We start from the raw sequence: 16,222 nt of genomic DNA on the forward strand, positions 1-16,222 counted from the left end.
AGGTCAGCCCTCCGCGAGGGAGGCGCCGGCCTGCTCGGCCCGGTAGTTCACCGGATCGGCCATCCAAGCATGAACGTCTGCGTTTTTATACACCGTGCACCGAGCACCCATTCGGATCGGCTGCGGTGCCTTACCAGCCAAGACCAGTTGACGCCACTTCTCGCGGCTTACGGCAACGAACTGTTGGAACTGGCCGAACCGCGAAACGCCATCTTTTGGAAAAGCGGGCTGGTGCGCTTCAATGAGCGCAGAACTGACTTTTGTGGGCATTACGTTCCTTTGCGGAAGTGCCCCCTACAGCGCTCGAAGGTTACCCGGCAGTGTCGATAAAAGGTCACTGCACGAACAATCGAGTTTCCTTTCTGTTAGCAGAGTTGTTTGCTTTCTCGTTAGCAAAACCCTAAACTCTGCCTGCGGATATGCAGACGCAAAGCAGGCTTGGCGGCTTGCGCGCATCTCGATCCGCTGTTGTGCGCTGTAGAAGGCGTTAGCAACTGGCACGCATCGCGCCTGTCCAAAGTTACGATGCGTACCACTCTCAGAAGGCCCGGCTGCATTGGCGTGCAGTTTCGGGCTTTCGTCTTTTTGCCCACAAGCTACTGCATGGGCAATCAGTGGCGTTTATTGTAAATCACGCGGCAGTGGATGCCGCGCAGGCAGCGATGTCGGTCGCTGTGCACATGCAGCGGCAACGCGGCCTAGTGTCACTTGTTGCTGACTTCCTGTTTTTGGTGCCGCTCCGCCCGCAATTTTCCTGCGGCGACGCAATAAAATTGCCGCATCTAGAGACGCAAACCCTCCATCTTGGTCACGTCGCCGGCGATCTTGATCTTGCCGAACTACGGCATGATCCCCGTGCGGTCCATTAGGCGGCTCGCCCAAACTGGCCGATAACGACATTTCGGCCCTCGTCTATCTGGGCATCCACGAAATCCGCCCACAGTAGCAGGATGCGCCGTCGCTCTTCCGCATACTCCGCACGGTTGTAGACCCCCTTGATGCCCTTGATGCTGTGCGCCAGCGCTTTCTCTATGGCGTCCGACGATTGCCCCATCTCGTGCAGATGAGTCGATGCGGTGCGGCGGAAGTCGTGCAGCACGAAGTGCTGAACCTCCATGTCCAGAGCGCGGACAGCCTGATTCAGCGTGCTTTTCGCAATGGGCCTATCGATGCCGCCTCGCACTGTCGGGAAGACGTATTGCTGACTGGTGCGGTTCTCGTGAAGCTCCCGCAGCATGGCGACTGCTTGGGGCGCCAGATACACCCAGTGCTCGCGGTCTTTCTTCATCCGGTCGGCAGATATGCGCCAGATACCGGCGTTCAGGTCAAATTCGCTCCATCGAGCCTCGATCAACTCCGACTTGCGAACCATCGTCAGCACCAGCAGATGAATGGCCAGCTTGAGCGGGCGGCGGATGCTGGAGGCATACACAGCCCGAAGCACGCGGCCCATCTCGTCGGGCGATAGGACGCGCTCGCGGCTGTCCTGAGTGGCGATGAAGCGCGCCACCACGGCGGTGGCTGGGTTGGTCGTCACAAGCTGGCGGGCGATGGCGTATTCGTACATCCGCTTGAGGACGTTCCGGGTGTGCAGTGCCATTTTCGGAGCGCCGCGCCCTTTGATCCGGTCGCAGATCGCCAGCACGTCGCCTGGCGTGACTTCTGGCATGGGCTTGTTGCCGATGGCCGGGAAGACGTCTTTTTCGAGCACACGCCGCGTGGTGCGCAGGTACTCGGCGGATTTACCGGCTACCTGTTCTTCGATCCAGAGCGCAGCGAAGTCGCGCACCGCGTCCAGCCGCTTCACCGCGCCACGGTCCTTTCGGGCATCGGCCACCGGCGACACTCCGCCCGCCACGATTTCGGCGTAGCGCCGCGCCCGGTCACGGGCCGCCTGTAGGCCGAGCGCCGGATATTCGCCAAGCGTCACGGGCGGATGCCTCTTGCTATGCAGGGAATAGCGGTAGCGCCAGATTTTGGAGCCTGACGGCATGACTTCTAGGATCAGGCCGCCGCCATCAGAGACGGGGTAACGGCTCGCCTTCGGCTGTAGTGCCTTGATGCGGGTATCGGTCAGCGGCTGGACGATCTTTGGCATACAAACCTCTTTGGGCATACATAACCAGACCGCTTACCCCGACCAGAAAACCCTTATCAAGCAAGGATTTCATGGGTTTTTGGCACACATGATTTGTTGGGTTACGGCGTCGTATGCCATCTTGTATGCCAAAGAATCGTTGTTGTCAATTGCGAACGCTTGGCGAAGTTTGGCAGTGAATCCATTATGGGTAGGGGTTTGTTATGGGTTTCTCTGGCAACCCTTGGCAACGCTCGGCGACTACTTATTTTCCGATGCAGAACCGGCTAAAAATCACCCCCAGCAAATCATCGCTGGAGAACGCCCCCGTAATGCTGTTCAACGCCTCCTGCGCAAGCCGCAGTTCCTCGGCAAACAGATCCAGCGATTGCGCTTGCTGTGCCGCGTGCTCCGCCGCCGTGGCGAGATGTTCGCGGGCCGTGCGCAGCGCCGCGAGATGGCGCTCGCGGGCGAGGTAAAGCCCCTCGCCGCCGCCCTGCCAGCCGGCAATCTCCAGCAACGCCGCGCGCAGCAGTTCGACGCCCAGGCCATCGCGCGCCGAGAGCCACACCTCGGGCGGTTCGGCATCCACGCGGCCCGGTATAGCTACGCCCGAGAGGTCGATCTTGTTGATGACGCGCAGGGTCGGTACGCCGGCAGGCACGTGTTCGGCAATGCGGGCGTCGATTGCGGTGTCTTCGGGCGAGAGGCCCTTGGCGCGATAGTCCGTCGCGTCCAGCAGATGCAACACGACATCGGCGCGGGCGATGGCGGCCCAGGTGCGCTCGATACCGATGCGCTCGACTTCGTCTTCCGTATCGCGCAGGCCCGCCGTGTCGACGATGTTCAGCGGGATACCCTCAATCTGGATGGTCTGCTGCACCTTGTCGCGCGTGGTGCCAGCGATGGGCGTGACGATGGCAAGTTCCGCTCCGGCCAGCGCATTAAGCAGCGACGATTTGCCGACGTTCGGCTGCCCCGCCAGCACCACGTGCAGGCCTTCGCGCAGCAGCGCACCTTGGCGCGCCTGCGCCAGCACGCCATCGACGGCCGTGCGAATGTTGGCGAGCTGACCGCGCGCGTCGGAGGCTTCCAGGAAGTCGATCTCCTCCTCTGGAAAGTCCAGCGTCGCTTCCACCAGCATGCGCAGATGGATCACCCGCTCGACCAGCGCATGCACCGCTTGCGAAAACGCGCCATCGAGCGAACGCGCCGCCGAACGTGCGGCGGCTTCGGTGCTGGCTTCAATCAGATCGGCGACGGCCTCGGCTTGCGCCAGATCCATCTTGTCGTTGAGGAAGGCGCGGCGCGTGAACTCGCCGGGCTCGGCCACGCGCAGGCCGATCTCGCGGCCGGCGGTCAGGCAGCGCTGCAGCAGCAGTTGCATCACGACAGGGCCACCGTGGCCCTGCAGCTCGAGCACGTCTTCGCCTGTGTACGAATGCGGCGCGGGAAACCACAGCGCGATGCCGCGGTCGATGGCGTTGCCGTCGGCATCGAGGAATGGCAGATAGGTTGCCTGGCGGGGCGTCAGCAGGCGTCCGCACACGGCGCGCATGACAGCGCGCACGTCGGGCCCTGACACACGTACCACGCCGATGCCGCCCCGCCCGGGCGCGGTGGCAATCGCCGCGATCGGGATCGTGAGGATGGGCGCGTGCGGCGCGGCCGACGCATTCGGCAAGGTGGTGGGATGGTCAGCAGCGGTCATGGGCGGTATTGTGCGGCAGCCGCGCCGTTGCGCGCCAGTTTCCAACCAAGGAGATTCGGATGATCGATCACACCGGCGTCGTCGTCAGCGACTTCGAAGCCGGCAAGCGGTTCTACGAACGGGCGCTCGGCGCCATTGGCCCGGGCAAGCTGCGGGAGTTTCCGGCGGCTGTCACGGGCCACACCGATGTGGCGGGCTTTGGCCCATCGGGCAAGGCGGAATTCTGGATTTCAGCGGCGACGGCCGGGCAGGGGTCGAACAAGCCGCCGGTGCATGTGGCCTTCCGCGTCGACACGCGTGCCAATGTGGACACGTTCTACGCCGCGGCCCTGGCTGCAGGCGGCACCGACAATGGCGGGCCCGGCGTGCGCGCGCACTATCATCCGAACTACTACGGCGCCTTCGTGCGCGACCCGGACGGCCACAACATCGAGGCCGTCTGCCACGCACTTGGTTGAAGCGCTTGAAGCGTTTCGAGCAGGCGAAAAGAAGGGCACCCGGAGGTGCCCTTTTTCGCTGAAGTGCGTTCGCCTTACTTGGCGGGTGCCGCCTTCTTGTTGGTGCCCAGCATACGGTTGATCGACCACTGCTGCGCGATCGACAGGCAGTTGTTCACCACCCAGTACAGCACCAGGCCGGCCGGGAAGAAGAAGAACATCACCGAGAACGCGATCGGCATGAACATCATCACCTTGGCCTGCACCGGGTCCGGCGGGGTCGGGTTCAGCTTGGTTTGCACGAACATCGACACGGCCATCAGCACCGGCAGGATGTAGAACGGGTCGGGCGTGGACAGATCGTGCACCCAGCCGATCCAGGGCGCACCGCGCATTTCGACCGACGACAGCAGCGCCCAGTACAACGCCATGAACACCGGAATCTGGATCACGATCGGCAGGCAGCCGCCGAGCGGATTGACCTTCTCGGTGCGGTACAGCGTCATCATTTCCTGGTTCATCTTCTGCGGATCGCCCTTGTGGCGCTCGCGGATGGCCGTCATGCGCGGCTGCAGGTCTTTCATCTTGGCCATCGACCGGTAGCTCGTGGCCGACAGCGGGAAAAACACCAGCTTGATCAGCACCGTGAGCGCGACGATCGACCAGCCCCAGTTGCCCAGCAGCGCGTGGATCTTCTCGAGCAGCCAGAACAGCGGCTTGGCGACGATGGTCAGCCAGCCATAGTCCTTCACGAGGTCCAGGCCCGGGGTGATGGCCTCGAGCATGCGCGCTTGCTGCGGGCCGGCAAACAGGCGCGCCGTGGTCGACACACTGGCGCCCGGCGCGACGGTGCCCAGCGGCTCCTGGATGCCGATGCGGTAGAAGTTGGTGTCGACGCGGTTGACGTAGTACTCGCGCTTGACGTTGTCGGCGGGAATCCAGGCCGATGCAAAGTAATGCTGCACCATCGCCACCCAGCCGCTATTGGTCGGGGCCGGCACCTGTGCCTTGCCCTTGTCGATGTCGGCGAAAGTGATCTTGTGGAACTTGTCGCCGTCGGTGTACACGGCCGGGCCGGTGAACGTGCTGTAGAAGCGCGATTGCTCCACAGCGCCGCCGTCGCGGGCCAGTTCCAGGTACAGCGTCGGGTTGATCGGCGCGGTGCCGTCGTTGGTCACGTCGAAGCGCGAGTCGATCACGTAGCTGCCGCGCTTGAAGACGTACGTCTTGGCCAGCTTGGCGCCGCCCTTGTCGGCCGTCAGCGTGATGGAGACATCGTTGCCGGTACCCAGGTCACGCGGGCCGGGCGATGCAGCGAACACCGTCGTGTGGTTCGGGAAGTCGCCGCCGATGAGGCCCGAGCGTGCCAGATAGGTACGCTCGACGCTGCGGTCGAACAGCACCATCGGGTTGCCGTCGTGGTCCTTCTGGTCGAGCAGTTCGAGCTTGGTGACGATGGCGCCGTCGGTGTCGATGGTGGCGCGCAGCAGGTCGGTCGAGATGACGATCTTTTCCGAAGCCGGGGCCTGCGAAGCGGCACCCGTAGCCGGGGCGGCTTGCGACCCGGCGGCTGCCGCTGTAGAGGCGTTGCTTGGCACGTCGCCTGCGGGCGTGCTGCCCGGCGCGGCGGCCGTGGTCGTGGCCGTTTGCGGCGTGGGGAAGAACATCGACTGGTGGCCATTCGCGCGTTGCCAGTTGTCGAACAGCAGGACAACCGCCAGCGAGAAGATCACCCAGAGAATGGTGCGTTTGATATCCATGTCGGATTACGGTCTGGGAAGGTGAAGCCAGCGCCGAAAAACGGCTGCGCAGCCCGATCTTGAACCTGCGATGCTCACCGTACCCTTGTACGGTTGCGCTTCTCGGTCCAACCTCGGGCTGCTCGCTACGTTTTCCGGCACTGCCTGGATCGACGGCCGCGCAGGCTGGGAGTCAGCTGCGGTCGCGTCGGTCGATGCGGGATCGGTGGAGCGGGGCACAGCGTCGCCAGCAGCGGGCGGCACAGGATCATACCCGCCTTGTGCGAACGGATGGCAGCGGCATAGACGTTTTGCCGCAAGATAACTGCCGTAACCGGGCCCGTGAGTGAGCACGGCATCGCGCGCGTAGTCGGAGCAGGTCGGGAGGAAACGGCATTGCGCCCCTACAAACGGGCTGAACGCCACTTTGTAGATGCGCAGCAGAAACAGCAGCACGCGCGTCATGGCGTGCTCCCAGCGGTGGGCTGGGGAGGTGTTGCGGCAGGCGGCGCCGACAGTGGCCGCGTGGCAACCTCGAAAAGCTGCGCCAGCTCTTCGCGGCAGATGCGCTTGAAGGCGGCCACGGTGGGCACGTCCTGGCGCGGAAACTTAGCCTGCAGGCGGATCAGCACGTCGCGCCCGCCCAGCAACGGCTGCCGCAGGCGGAACAACTCGCGGCACTGGCGCTTGATGAGGTTGCGCTCGACGGCGCGCTTGGCGAATTTCTTGCCGATCACCACGCCCAGGCGCGCCGGGCGATCGCCGTTGGCGCGCACATACAGCACGAAGTGACGACTACGCCGGACCGGCCGCAAAGCAAAAACGGATGAAAACTCATCCGTTTTTGTCAGCCTTGCGGCCTTGGGGTAGGCGTGCAGGCCCATCGCCAGCGTGCCGCAGAGCCATGAGCAACGGCCGAAGCCGCCGCCCTTGGCGCGGCCGTCTTTAGATGGCCAGGCGCTTACGGCCCTTGGCGCGGCGTGCGTTCAGCACGGCACGGCCACCACGGGTCTTCATGCGGACACGGAAACCGTGGGTGCGCTTGCGACGGGTAACGGAAGGTTGATAGGTACGCTTCATGATGCACTCTCTTGTTAATGGGTGGTGCGGACATCGCCGCACGCGCCGGGCCTAGGGCTGCCCCTGCGGCCTGGTGTCGATTCAGTCAGAGAAATCGCCCACGCAGACCGCCGTGCGCTGTGTTGTTCAGGTCTAGGGTGTCACCGGAACATCGGGCACCGAGGGCATCGGGCCTAAGCCGGATCAGTCGCGACGAAGTGTTTCTCGCCCCGCATCTGACACGAACAAGCGTGCGCTCCCCTGCTGCGCATCGCAGAACCCGGCATTTAAACGGCATTTTCGACTTCTGTCAAGCCTGACCGACTGGGGATAACGTGCGCCCCGCGACCGAAATCCACCCGGCGACGAGTTGTCCCCAGCGCCTTGTGCGGATTGGGGTGCTCTGCGCAAAGGGTTGCCGGGATTGGGTTTGCGGGAGGTCAATAAAATCGGTTGTCCACCGCTACTCACAGCGGGTCCACAGGTTATCCACAGACTTATCCTTTGTGGATAACTTTCGGCCAGGGGTACAATCCCGTTCCAATAACGAAAGCCACCCGGTTTCTGGCCACAGCCAGGAGCCCGGCGGCCGGCCCTCCCGGGGACGTCATCAGACGCGTGTGGCGCCGGTCAAACACCTAACGATAACGATGCAGGATTTCTGGCATGCGGCGTCCGCTCAACTCGAGAGTGAGCTGACGCCGCAACAATTCAAGACGTGGATCAAGCCGCTGACGCCGCTGTCGTTTGACGAGCAGGCGTGCACGCTGCGGATTGCCGCGCCCAACCGTTTCAAGCTCGACTGGGTCAAGAGCCAGTTCTCGGGCCGCATCCAGTCGCTCGCGTGCGACTACTGGGAGGCGACGGTCGACGTGCAGTTCGTGCTCGACCCGACCGCCGGCCAGCGCCAGGCGGCGCTTCAGCCGGCGCTCGCGCCAGTGCCGATGCAACCCCTTGGGGCGCAAGCAGGTCAACCGCGGCAGGCCATGCCGGCCGGCAACGGTGTCTCGCATGACGCCGCAACGTCGCGCCCCGCGCCGTCTGTGTATCGCGATACCGCGCTCGCAACGGCGAGCCATGCCGCCGCCGATATCGATGTGCCCGTGATGGACGCCGCCGAGGTCAGCGCCCGGTCGTACCGCATGCCGCCGCAGGCGCCTGCCGTGGTCGCGACCCTGGCTGCGCCGCCGCAGGCGCACGTGGACGATTCCGTGCATGAGCGCTCGCGGCTGAACCAGATCCTGACGTTCGACAACTTCGTCACCGGTAAGGCGAACCAGTTGGCGCGCGCCGCGGCTATCCAGGTCGCCAACAACCCCGGCAAGTCGTACAACCCGCTGTACCTGTACGGCGGGGTGGGGTTGGGCAAGACGCACTTGATCCATGCCATCGGCAACTTCATGCTGATGGAGAACCCGCGCGCGCGCATCCGCTACATCCATGCGGAGCAGTACGTGTCGGATGTGGTGAAGGCGTACCAGCGCAAGGCGTTTGATGATTTCAAACGCTACTACCACTCGCTCGATCTGCTGCTGATCGATGACATCCAGTTCTTCTCGGGCAAGAACCGCACGCAGGAAGAATTCTTCTACGCGTTCGAGGCGCTGATCGCCAATCGCGCGCAGGTCATCATCACCAGCGATACGTATCCGAAAGAGATCACCGGCATCGACGACCGCCTGATCTCGCGCTTCGACTCCGGCCTGACCGTGGCGATCGAGCCGCCCGAGCTGGAGATGCGCGTTGCGATTCTGATGAAGAAGGCGCAGGCCGAGAACGTGACCGTGCCGGAAGAGGTGGCCTTCTTCGTGGCCAAGCACCTGCGCTCGAACGTGAGAGAGCTGGAAGGCGCGCTGCGCAAGATTCTGGCGTACTCCAACTTCCACGGCAAAGAGATCACGATCGAGGTCACGCGCGAGGCGTTGAAAGACCTGTTGACCGTGCAGAACCGCCAGATTTCGGTGGAGAACATCCAGAAGACCTGCGCGGATTTCTACAACATCAAGGTCGCGGATATGTACTCCAAGAAGCGGCCGGCCAACATCGCGCGCCCGCGTCAGATCGCCATGTATCTGGCCAAGGAACTCACGCAGAAGAGCTTGCCCGAGATTGGCGAACTGTTCGGCGGACGCGACCACACCACGGTGCTGCACGCCGTACGAAAGATCGCCGACGAGCGCACCAAGGACGCCCAGCTCAACCACGAGTTGCACGTGCTGGAGCAAACGCTCAAGGGCTGACCGCGCGATGGTCACCAGAGCGCATGGCAACGCCATTCGCCCTGAATCAAGCCTCGACAGACGCCCGCTCGAATGCGGGCGTCTTTTCATGCACAATAGACATATTTGCCGCGCGCGTGACGCTATCCAGCGCCCCCTTATTTGCGGTATAATTTGTGATTAACCCCTTGATTTACAACAACTTTGGGTTAATCGCGAATGCTCCTGCAGGCACCTGGCCATGTGGCCGAGGCTGGGGCGCGCGCGGTGTCACCTCTCAAGCCAAGGATCGCCTTCATGCAATTGGTCAAAACCTCGCGAGACAACCTGCTGCGTCCGCTGCAAATCGTGAGCGGCATCGTGGAACGCCGACACACGCTGCCGATCCTGGCCAATCTGCTGATCACCAAGCAAGGTGAACGGGTTTCCTTCCTGTCCACCGACATCGAAATCCAGATCACCACGCACGCCGATTGCGGCGCCGGCGCGGGCGACGTTGCCACCACCGTGGCCGCGCGCAAGCTGGTCGACATCCTGCGTGCCATGCCTGACGGCGAAGTCGCGCTCACGCTCAACGACAAGCGCATGACGGTGCAATCCGGCAAGAGCCGCTTTGCGCTGCAGACGCTGGCCGCCGAAGAATTCCCGACCGTTGCAGAGGCAACCGATTTCGGTGCCCGCATCACGCTGCCGCAGAAGACGCTCAAGCACTTGCTGGCGATGGTGCACTTCGCGATGGCCCAGCAAGATATCCGCTACTACCTCAACGGCATGCTGCTGGTGGTGGACGGCAAGCAAGTCATGGCCGTCGCCACCGACGGCCACCGCCTGGCCTACTGCGGCGTGGAAACCGGCGAGCAACCGGCAGGCGCCGGCGGCCGTCAGGAAGTCATCATCCCGCGCAAGACCATCCTCGAGCTGCAACGCCTGCTGGAAGACGTGGACGATCCCGTCTCGGTGCAACTGGCCTCGAACCAGGTCAAGTTCACCTTCGGCAATATCGAGCTGATCTCCAAGCTGGTCGAAGGCAAGTTCCCGGATTTCCAGCGCGTGATCCCGAAGGGTTACCGCAACAGCTTCACGATCGACCGTGCCTTCCTGCAGCAGGCGCTGCAACGTACGGCCATCCTGACCACCGACAAGTTCAAGGGCGTGCGCTGCATGCTCGACACCAACGTCCTGAAGATCAGCTCCACCAACGCTGACCAGGAAGAAGCGCAGGAAGAACTCGAAATCGACTACCAGGGCGATGCACTGGATATCGGTTTCAACGTCACCTACCTGCTGGACGTGCTGGCCAACCTCAAGGCCGAAAAAGTGCAGGTGAGCCTGGGCGACTCCAATTCGAGCGCGCTCATCACCCTGCCGGACGACGACACCTTCAAGTACGTCGTCATGCCGATGCGCATTTGACGCACCGCTGCACCCAGAGCAAGACGAGGGGCTGGATCGTGACGATCCGCCCCTTCGCCGTTTTTAAGCAACCCCGCTGTGTGCGTTGAGATAACCATTTCCGCGCCCATGGCAGCGAGCAGAACGACATGACCGAAGAGCAGAAACCGCAATCCACCCCCGCCGAGGCCAACAGCTATGACGCCGCCTCGATCCAGATCCTGGAAGGCCTGGAGGCGGTACGCAAGCGGCCGGGCATGTACATCGGCGACACCTCGGATGGCACCGGCCTGCACCACCTCGTGTTCGAGGTGCTGGACAACTCCATCGACGAAGCACTGGCCGGGCATTGCACCGAGATCCAGGTCACCATCCACACGGACAACTCCATCTCCGTGATCGACAACGGCCGTGGCATCCCGACCGGCATCAAGTTTGACGACAAACACGAGCCCAAGCGCAGCGCGACCGAGATCGCCATGACCGAGCTGCACGCCGGTGGCAAGTTCAACCAGAACAGCTACAAGGTGTCGGGCGGCCTGCACGGCGTTGGCGTGTCGTGCGTGAACGGTCTGTCGAAGTGGATGAAGGTGACGGTGCGCCAGGGTGGCAAGGTGCATTACATCGAGTTTGCACAGGGCGTTCCGCAAAACCGCCTGATCGAAACGGTGCAAGGGCCGGACGGCCAGATGGTGGAGGTCTCGCCGCTGCGCGTGTTGGGCACTACCGACAAGCGCGGCACCGAAGTGCACTTCCTGGCCGACGAAGAGATCTTCACCAACGTCGAATACCACTACGAGATCCTCTCCAAGCGGATTCGCGAGCTTTCGTTCCTGAACAACGGCGTGCACATCCGGCTGACCGACCAGCGCACCGGCAAGGAAGAAGACTTCGCCTTCTCGGGCGGCGTAAAGGGCTTTGTTGAGTACATCAACAAGAACAAGACCGTGTTGCACCCCACCATCTTCTTTGCCGCAGGCGAGAAAGACGGCGTGGCCGTAGAAGTGTCGATGCAGTGGAACGACGCCTACAACGAGCAGGTGCTCTGCTTCACCAACAACATCCCGCAGCGCGACGGCGGCACCCACCTCACCGGCCTGCGCGCCGCCATGACGCGCGTCATCAACAAGTACATCGCCGACAACGAGATCGCCAAGAAAGCCAAGGTCGACACCTCGGGCGACGACATGCGCGAAGGCCTGACCTGCGTGCTTTCCGTCAAGGTGCCCGAGCCCAAGTTCAGCTCGCAGACCAAGGACAAGCTCGTCTCGTCGGAAGTGCGCCTGCCGGTGGAAGAAGTCGTCGCCAAGGCGCTGAGCGACTTCCTGCTGGAAACGCCCGTCGACGCCAAGATCATCTGCGGCAAGATCGTTGAAGCTGCCCGCGCGCGTGAAGCTGCCCGCAAGGCCCGCGAAATGACGCGCCGCAAGGGCGTGCTCGACGGCATGGGCCTGCCCGGCAAACTGGCCGACTGCCAGGAGAAAGACCCCGCGCTGTCAGAACTCTTCATCGTCGAGGGTGACTCCGCAGGTGGCTCGGCCAAGCAGGGCCGCGACCGCAAGTTCCAGGCAATCCTGCCGCTCAAGGGCAAGATCCTGAACGTCGAGCGCGCGCGCTTTGACAAGATGCTCTCCAGCCAGGAAGTGCTCACGCTCATCACCGCCATGGGCACCGGCATTGGCAAAGACGACTACAACCTCGACAAGCTGCGCTACCACCGCATCATCATCATGACCGATGCTGACGTAGACGGCTCGCACATCCGCACGCTGCTGCTCACGTTCTTCTACCGCCAGATGCCCGAGATCATCGAGCGCGGCCACGTCTACATCGCCCAGCCGCCGCTCTACAAGATCAAGCACGGCAAGGAAGAGCGCTACATCAAAGACGACGTCGAGATGGCCGCCTACCTCGTGCGCCAGGCGCTGGACACCGCCGTGCTCGTGCGCCCCGACGGCACCGAGATTGCCGGCGACGCCCTGGCCGAACTCGCACGCCAGTACCAGTTCAGCCAAAGCGTGATCGAGCGCCTGTCTCGCGTAATTGACGCCGACGCCCTGCGCGCCATTGCCGAAGGCGTGTCGCTCGACTTGTCCAACGAAGCCGCAGCCGAAGCCAGCGCCCGCACGCTCAAGGCCCGCCTGCTCGAAATGCAAGGCAACGCCAGCAGCGCCAACGGCGGCGCCACCGCAGACGCCTTCATGCAGTACGAGGAGAAGACCGAGAAGTACCGCATCATGGTGGTGCGCCGCCAGCACGGCAACCAGCGCCTCAGCCACATCGACGCCGACTTTGTGGCCGGCGCCGACTACACCGCGCTCTCAAGCACCGCCGCCACCTTCCAGGGCCTGATTGGCGATGGCGCCCGCGTGCGCCGCGGCACCGGCGACAAGGTGCGCGAGCAGAACGTTGCCGACTTCCATGCCGCCATGACGTGGCTGCTGAGCGAAGCCGAGCGCGGCGTGAGCCGCCAGCGCTACAAGGGCCTGGGCGAAATGAACCCCGAGCAGCTGTGGGAAACCACCATGGACGTCACCCAGCGCCGCCTGCTGCGCGTGCAGATTGAAGACGCCATTGCCGCGGACCAGATCTTCACCACGCTGATGGGCGACGACGTGGAACCGCGCCGGAACTTCATTGAGAGCAATGCGTTGGTGGCGCGGAATATTGATGTTTGAGTTTTGCCCGCGCTAAAAAAACGCCGAGATTTTTCTCGGCGTTTTTTTTTAGCTTTGTGCTGCTCTGTCGCTGTCTACAGCTCTCCCTATTAGGCAAGTGCCGATCGTTCAGGAGTGCCATCAGAGGGAATCCCTGCAACCTTAGCTGGCTCTCGACAAGGTATTTGTGAATCAAGGGGAGCAGCTTCCTCGTGGGCTTGTGGAATAGGCTCATAGAATCTGACGAGGTCTCGCACGAGATAATTAAGCGCTGTTCGACTCCCCTTTTTGCTCCACCCAAGTTTGGCAATCCATAGGGCCGTTACGTTGGTCAAGCTGCGGAGCATGGTCTGCAAGCCCAAGCCGATCCCAAACAATGCCACAGAGCAACCTATTAGAACGGCAAGAAGAGATCTGACGCCTTGGTCTGAAATGACGGCGACGATATTTGGGAGTGGGTCGTCCGCCGACTTTGTCAGAAGCGCAACAAACAAAGCAATAGCAGCCAAAGTGATTGATAGCAGCCGAGCCTTAGATTCGGGGTCGTAGATCTTCTTCCAGAGATCGCCGGATTCCGTATCGGAGATCGATCTGAAAGATCTCTGTAGAGCCAGCAGGTCTGAGACTTCCTTGGCTGTAGCCGCAAAGCTGCTGGCAGGTTTGCCGCACAACCGCTCTAAGGCGACCTTGCGTCCAGCGGAGATGCGATCCGTTTGGCCCCCAGAGCCGATGCCCATTGTTTCGGCCTGCATCTTTCTCTTGTAAGCATCGATTGTGAGCGAAGTCGCTAAGAAGAGTATTTCTGCGACAAACATAGGGGCTTGAGACGGAAATGAGCGCCAAGCTGCTGCATTTGTACCTACCAAAATTAATTCGCCCGCAAAGAAAGCGAACGATAACGTCCAGGCATACCAATGCCAACTCCTAAAATTCGGATAAAGTCGGCGACCCTCGAATGCATGGAAGTAGCGATTTGCGATATCAATGTATGCATCCATCCATATCTCTCCGTGCTGCATTGTGATAGGTTGTGAATCGAAAGGAGAGCCAATTGCTGGCATGGCGGCGGCTCTTAAATTGAGTGGCGTGCCGCCGCGCACGACAGCAAGTGCGACGAAAATATCTTTCGCTGAAATCTAGTGTGTTCCCTTCTCTTTAGATTGGTTTCAACCCGTTACAATCGACCAGAGGGCCGAACACTGATTCGACGGCAGCCACATACTCTCGCTGGCGCAACATCCTAAATATCGTGGACGAGTCGAGGTCCAGTACGTTGCGGGAAGCCTCACGAACTATCTTTATGCTGCTTCGCTCGGTCATGGTGGCGATCCCAACTCGTGTATCGGCTATCGAGGCATATTTGTCGGCCAGCTGTGGATGCGTGATCACATAAACCCGATCAAAGGCTCTCAAGTAGTCGGTGGATTGAGTGTGCAACCTTTTCGGGGAGTCGAACTCGGTCTTGATCTCGTACGCGGTCGATATTCCGTTGAATACGGCAACGTCGACGATTGAGCGTCCTACCGGGAGCTCTATCTGCATGGACGCAGTCCGAGGGCTGTGCCTACCGAATACCGTTGTGGCGAGAGCCTATTTGACGCCTCAAACGTTATGTGGCGAGGGCACATGCAGGTTGGTGAATTTCCGTCCTTTTAGCTATGTTAATGTCGCCTCGGGTGACGTACCGGGCTTTGTATCAAACGGACCGACCGTCATCACAGAAATCAAAGGCTTGCGGATGCAAGTCCTCGTCAATGGGGAACCACAGACAAGGCTGGATGAAAATCAACCGTCCATAAAATTTTCTTCGCCGATCGAAATTCAATTGCTGAGGGACGCTTCCCCAGAGTTGGGCAACGGAACAACCGCCGATTCAATTCAGTTCTGGTTTTTCACAAAGACAACGTCGGGATCCAACAGGATCGATAACTACATCCGCCTTAACACTAGGCTGACCAGAATCGAAGGAAGCTGCTCAGTGCCAAGTCAGACGGTGGAACTGCAACCCACCCGGGCAAGAACCTTGGCTGGCATTGGGACAACGGCTGCCGAGCGCAGCTTCCAGATCAGCATTAACAACTGCCCAAAGGGATACAACAGGATTTTCTACAGGCTCAAACCGATGGGCGACAACGTTGAGACGTCAGCGGGAGTATTGCCGCTTTCCGCCCAATCGACCGCCAAAGGCGTGAGGATCAGGGTAACTGACAGTGCGGGGGCGCCTGTTGCATTTGATACGTCGAACAGAATCGATGTAATGACCCAGTGAAAACCTGCTCACGTCACAATGGAAGAAAAGACGATGAGCACGAAGATGGAAGAAGACATCAAGCGGTGGACGGCCAAGCGCAAGAGCGCGTTGGTGCTGGACATCATTCAGGGCAAGACGACAGTGGCAGAGGCCAGCCGCGCCTATGACCTGTCGCCCTCCGAGGTCGAGGGTTGGGTGGATGACGGCAAGCGCGGCATGGAGAATGCGCTGCGGGCCAACCCGCTGGACCTGAAAGATCAGTACGAGCGGCAGATCAAGGACCTGCAGGAAGCGTACGGCGAAGCCATGCTGGAGTTGCGCGCAAGAAAAAAATTGCAGTCCCTGCTGGGCGAGGACGACAAGTGATCGAGATGATCCGCCAGGGACTGCAGGCTGACGGCATTACCGTCTCGATCTCGAAGCTGTGCCGGTGGTTTAACGTACCGCGTCGCAGCGTGTATTACCGGCCAGTCAAGGCAGAGCCGAAGGTCCAGGCCCGCTTCGCGGAGCCGATCAAGGCGATGATCGAAGAGTCGCCGTCGTTCGGTTACCGTACCGTCGCGTATCTGCTGGGGTTCAATAAGAACACCGTGCAGCGCATCTTCCAGCTCATGGGTTGGCAGGTTCGCAAACGTCCCGTCGGCTTCCGGCCGCGCATTCAAGCGATGCCGTCAGTGGCT

General features: G+C 61.5%; 14 protein-coding genes and 2 pseudogenes. 7 read left to right on the forward strand and 9 right to left on the reverse strand.

Annotation, left to right across the window (positions count from 1 at the left end; genetic code table 11):
- Nucleotides 1-3: 3 nt before the first annotated feature.
- From CFE42_RS15520 to mnmE, 3 genes are all read right to left on the reverse strand, one after another.
- Complete coding sequence (locus tag CFE42_RS15520) at nt 4-270, reverse strand: AlpA family phage regulatory protein (protein WP_004628174.1); 267 nt, start codon at nt 268-270, stop codon at nt 4-6.
- Nucleotides 271-865: 595 nt separating this feature from the next.
- Nucleotides 866-2,098: a tyrosine-type recombinase/integrase gene (locus CFE42_RS15525; RefSeq protein ID WP_004628172.1), complete on the reverse strand. Its 1,233-nt coding sequence runs from the start codon at nt 2,096-2,098 to the stop codon at nt 866-868.
- Between the two features lie 244 nt (nt 2,099-2,342).
- Entirely contained in the window at nt 2,343-3,788 is a 1,446-nt protein-coding gene (gene mnmE / locus CFE42_RS15530) for a tRNA uridine-5-carboxymethylaminomethyl(34) synthesis GTPase MnmE (RefSeq protein ID WP_004628170.1), read from the reverse strand.
- 59 nt (nt 3,789-3,847) lie between these two features.
- Between mnmE and CFE42_RS15535 the strand changes: the two genes are divergently transcribed.
- Nucleotides 3,848-4,246 (forward strand): VOC family protein, encoded by a 399-nt coding sequence (locus tag CFE42_RS15535; RefSeq protein ID WP_004628168.1) that lies wholly within the window; start codon nt 3,848-3,850, stop codon nt 4,244-4,246.
- A 74-nt stretch (nt 4,247-4,320) separates the two neighbouring features.
- Here CFE42_RS15535 and yidC read toward each other — a convergent pair whose 3' ends face one another.
- The 4 genes and pseudogenes from yidC to rpmH form a co-directional block, all read right to left on the reverse strand.
- Complete coding sequence (gene yidC / locus CFE42_RS15540; protein WP_004628166.1) at nt 4,321-5,985, reverse strand: membrane protein insertase YidC; 1,665 nt, start codon at nt 5,983-5,985, stop codon at nt 4,321-4,323.
- A gap of 237 nt (nt 5,986-6,222) precedes the next feature.
- A pseudogene (gene yidD / locus CFE42_RS15545) lies at nt 6,223-6,429 on the reverse strand (membrane protein insertion efficiency factor YidD); the annotation flags it as partial.
- Nucleotides 6,426-6,848 carry a ribonuclease P protein component gene (gene rnpA, locus CFE42_RS15550; protein WP_004628162.1) on the reverse strand — a complete coding sequence of 141 codons (423 nt, stop codon included), beginning with the start codon at nt 6,846-6,848 and terminating at the stop codon, nt 6,426-6,428. The pseudogene yidD and the gene rnpA, both read right to left, overlap by 4 nt.
- A 61-nt stretch (nt 6,849-6,909) precedes the next feature.
- Nucleotides 6,910-7,044 carry a 50S ribosomal protein L34 gene (rpmH, locus tag CFE42_RS15555; RefSeq protein WP_003262958.1) on the reverse strand — a complete coding sequence of 45 codons (135 nt, stop codon included), beginning with the start codon at nt 7,042-7,044 and terminating at the stop codon, nt 6,910-6,912.
- A 629-nt stretch (nt 7,045-7,673) separates the two neighbouring features.
- On the opposite strand from rpmH, the gene dnaA reads away from it, so the two are divergent.
- The 3 genes from dnaA to gyrB all read left to right on the forward strand — a co-directional run bounded on the left by dnaA (nt 7,674) and on the right by gyrB (nt 13,312).
- Nucleotides 7,674-9,263: a chromosomal replication initiator protein DnaA gene (dnaA, locus tag CFE42_RS15560; protein ID WP_004628151.1), complete on the forward strand. Its 1,590-nt coding sequence runs from the start codon at nt 7,674-7,676 to the stop codon at nt 9,261-9,263.
- Between the two features lie 276 nt (nt 9,264-9,539).
- Nucleotides 9,540-10,655 carry a DNA polymerase III subunit beta gene (dnaN, locus tag CFE42_RS15565; RefSeq protein ID WP_004628148.1) on the forward strand — a complete coding sequence of 372 codons (1,116 nt, stop codon included), beginning with the start codon at nt 9,540-9,542 and terminating at the stop codon, nt 10,653-10,655.
- Between the two features lie 128 nt (nt 10,656-10,783).
- Complete coding sequence (gyrB, locus tag CFE42_RS15570; RefSeq protein WP_004628145.1) at nt 10,784-13,312, forward strand: DNA topoisomerase (ATP-hydrolyzing) subunit B; 2,529 nt, start codon at nt 10,784-10,786, stop codon at nt 13,310-13,312.
- Nucleotides 13,313-13,401: 89 nt separating this feature from the next.
- Here gyrB and CFE42_RS15575 read toward each other — a convergent pair whose 3' ends face one another.
- Together CFE42_RS15575 and CFE42_RS15580 are read right to left on the reverse strand one after the other, a co-directional pair.
- Nucleotides 13,402-14,289 carry a hypothetical protein gene (locus tag CFE42_RS15575; protein WP_004628141.1) on the reverse strand — a complete coding sequence of 296 codons (888 nt, stop codon included), beginning with the start codon at nt 14,287-14,289 and terminating at the stop codon, nt 13,402-13,404.
- A 157-nt stretch (nt 14,290-14,446) separates the two neighbouring features.
- Nucleotides 14,447-14,833 carry a sce7726 family protein gene (locus CFE42_RS15580; RefSeq protein ID WP_052035677.1) on the reverse strand — a complete coding sequence of 129 codons (387 nt, stop codon included), beginning with the start codon at nt 14,831-14,833 and terminating at the stop codon, nt 14,447-14,449.
- 94 nt (nt 14,834-14,927) lie between these two features.
- Between CFE42_RS15580 and CFE42_RS15585 the strand changes: the two genes are divergently transcribed.
- From CFE42_RS15585 to CFE42_RS15595, 3 genes and pseudogenes are all read left to right on the forward strand, one after another.
- Nucleotides 14,928-15,560: a hypothetical protein gene (locus tag CFE42_RS15585; RefSeq protein ID WP_251471227.1), complete on the forward strand. Its 633-nt coding sequence runs from the start codon at nt 14,928-14,930 to the stop codon at nt 15,558-15,560.
- Nucleotides 15,561-15,593: 33 nt separating this feature from the next.
- On the forward strand, nt 15,594-15,908 hold the full coding sequence (locus CFE42_RS15590) for a DUF1153 domain-containing protein (protein ID WP_004637757.1): 315 nt from the start codon (nt 15,594-15,596) through the stop codon (nt 15,906-15,908).
- Nucleotides 15,909-15,913: 5 nt separating this feature from the next.
- Nucleotides 15,914-16,222: pseudogene (locus CFE42_RS15595) on the forward strand (IS3 family transposase); the annotation flags it as partial.

The sequence above is a fragment of the Ralstonia sp. PBBBR1 genome (genome assembly GCF_002256165.1).
Taxonomy (GTDB): Bacteria; Pseudomonadota; Gammaproteobacteria; order Burkholderiales; family Burkholderiaceae; genus Ralstonia; species Ralstonia thomasii.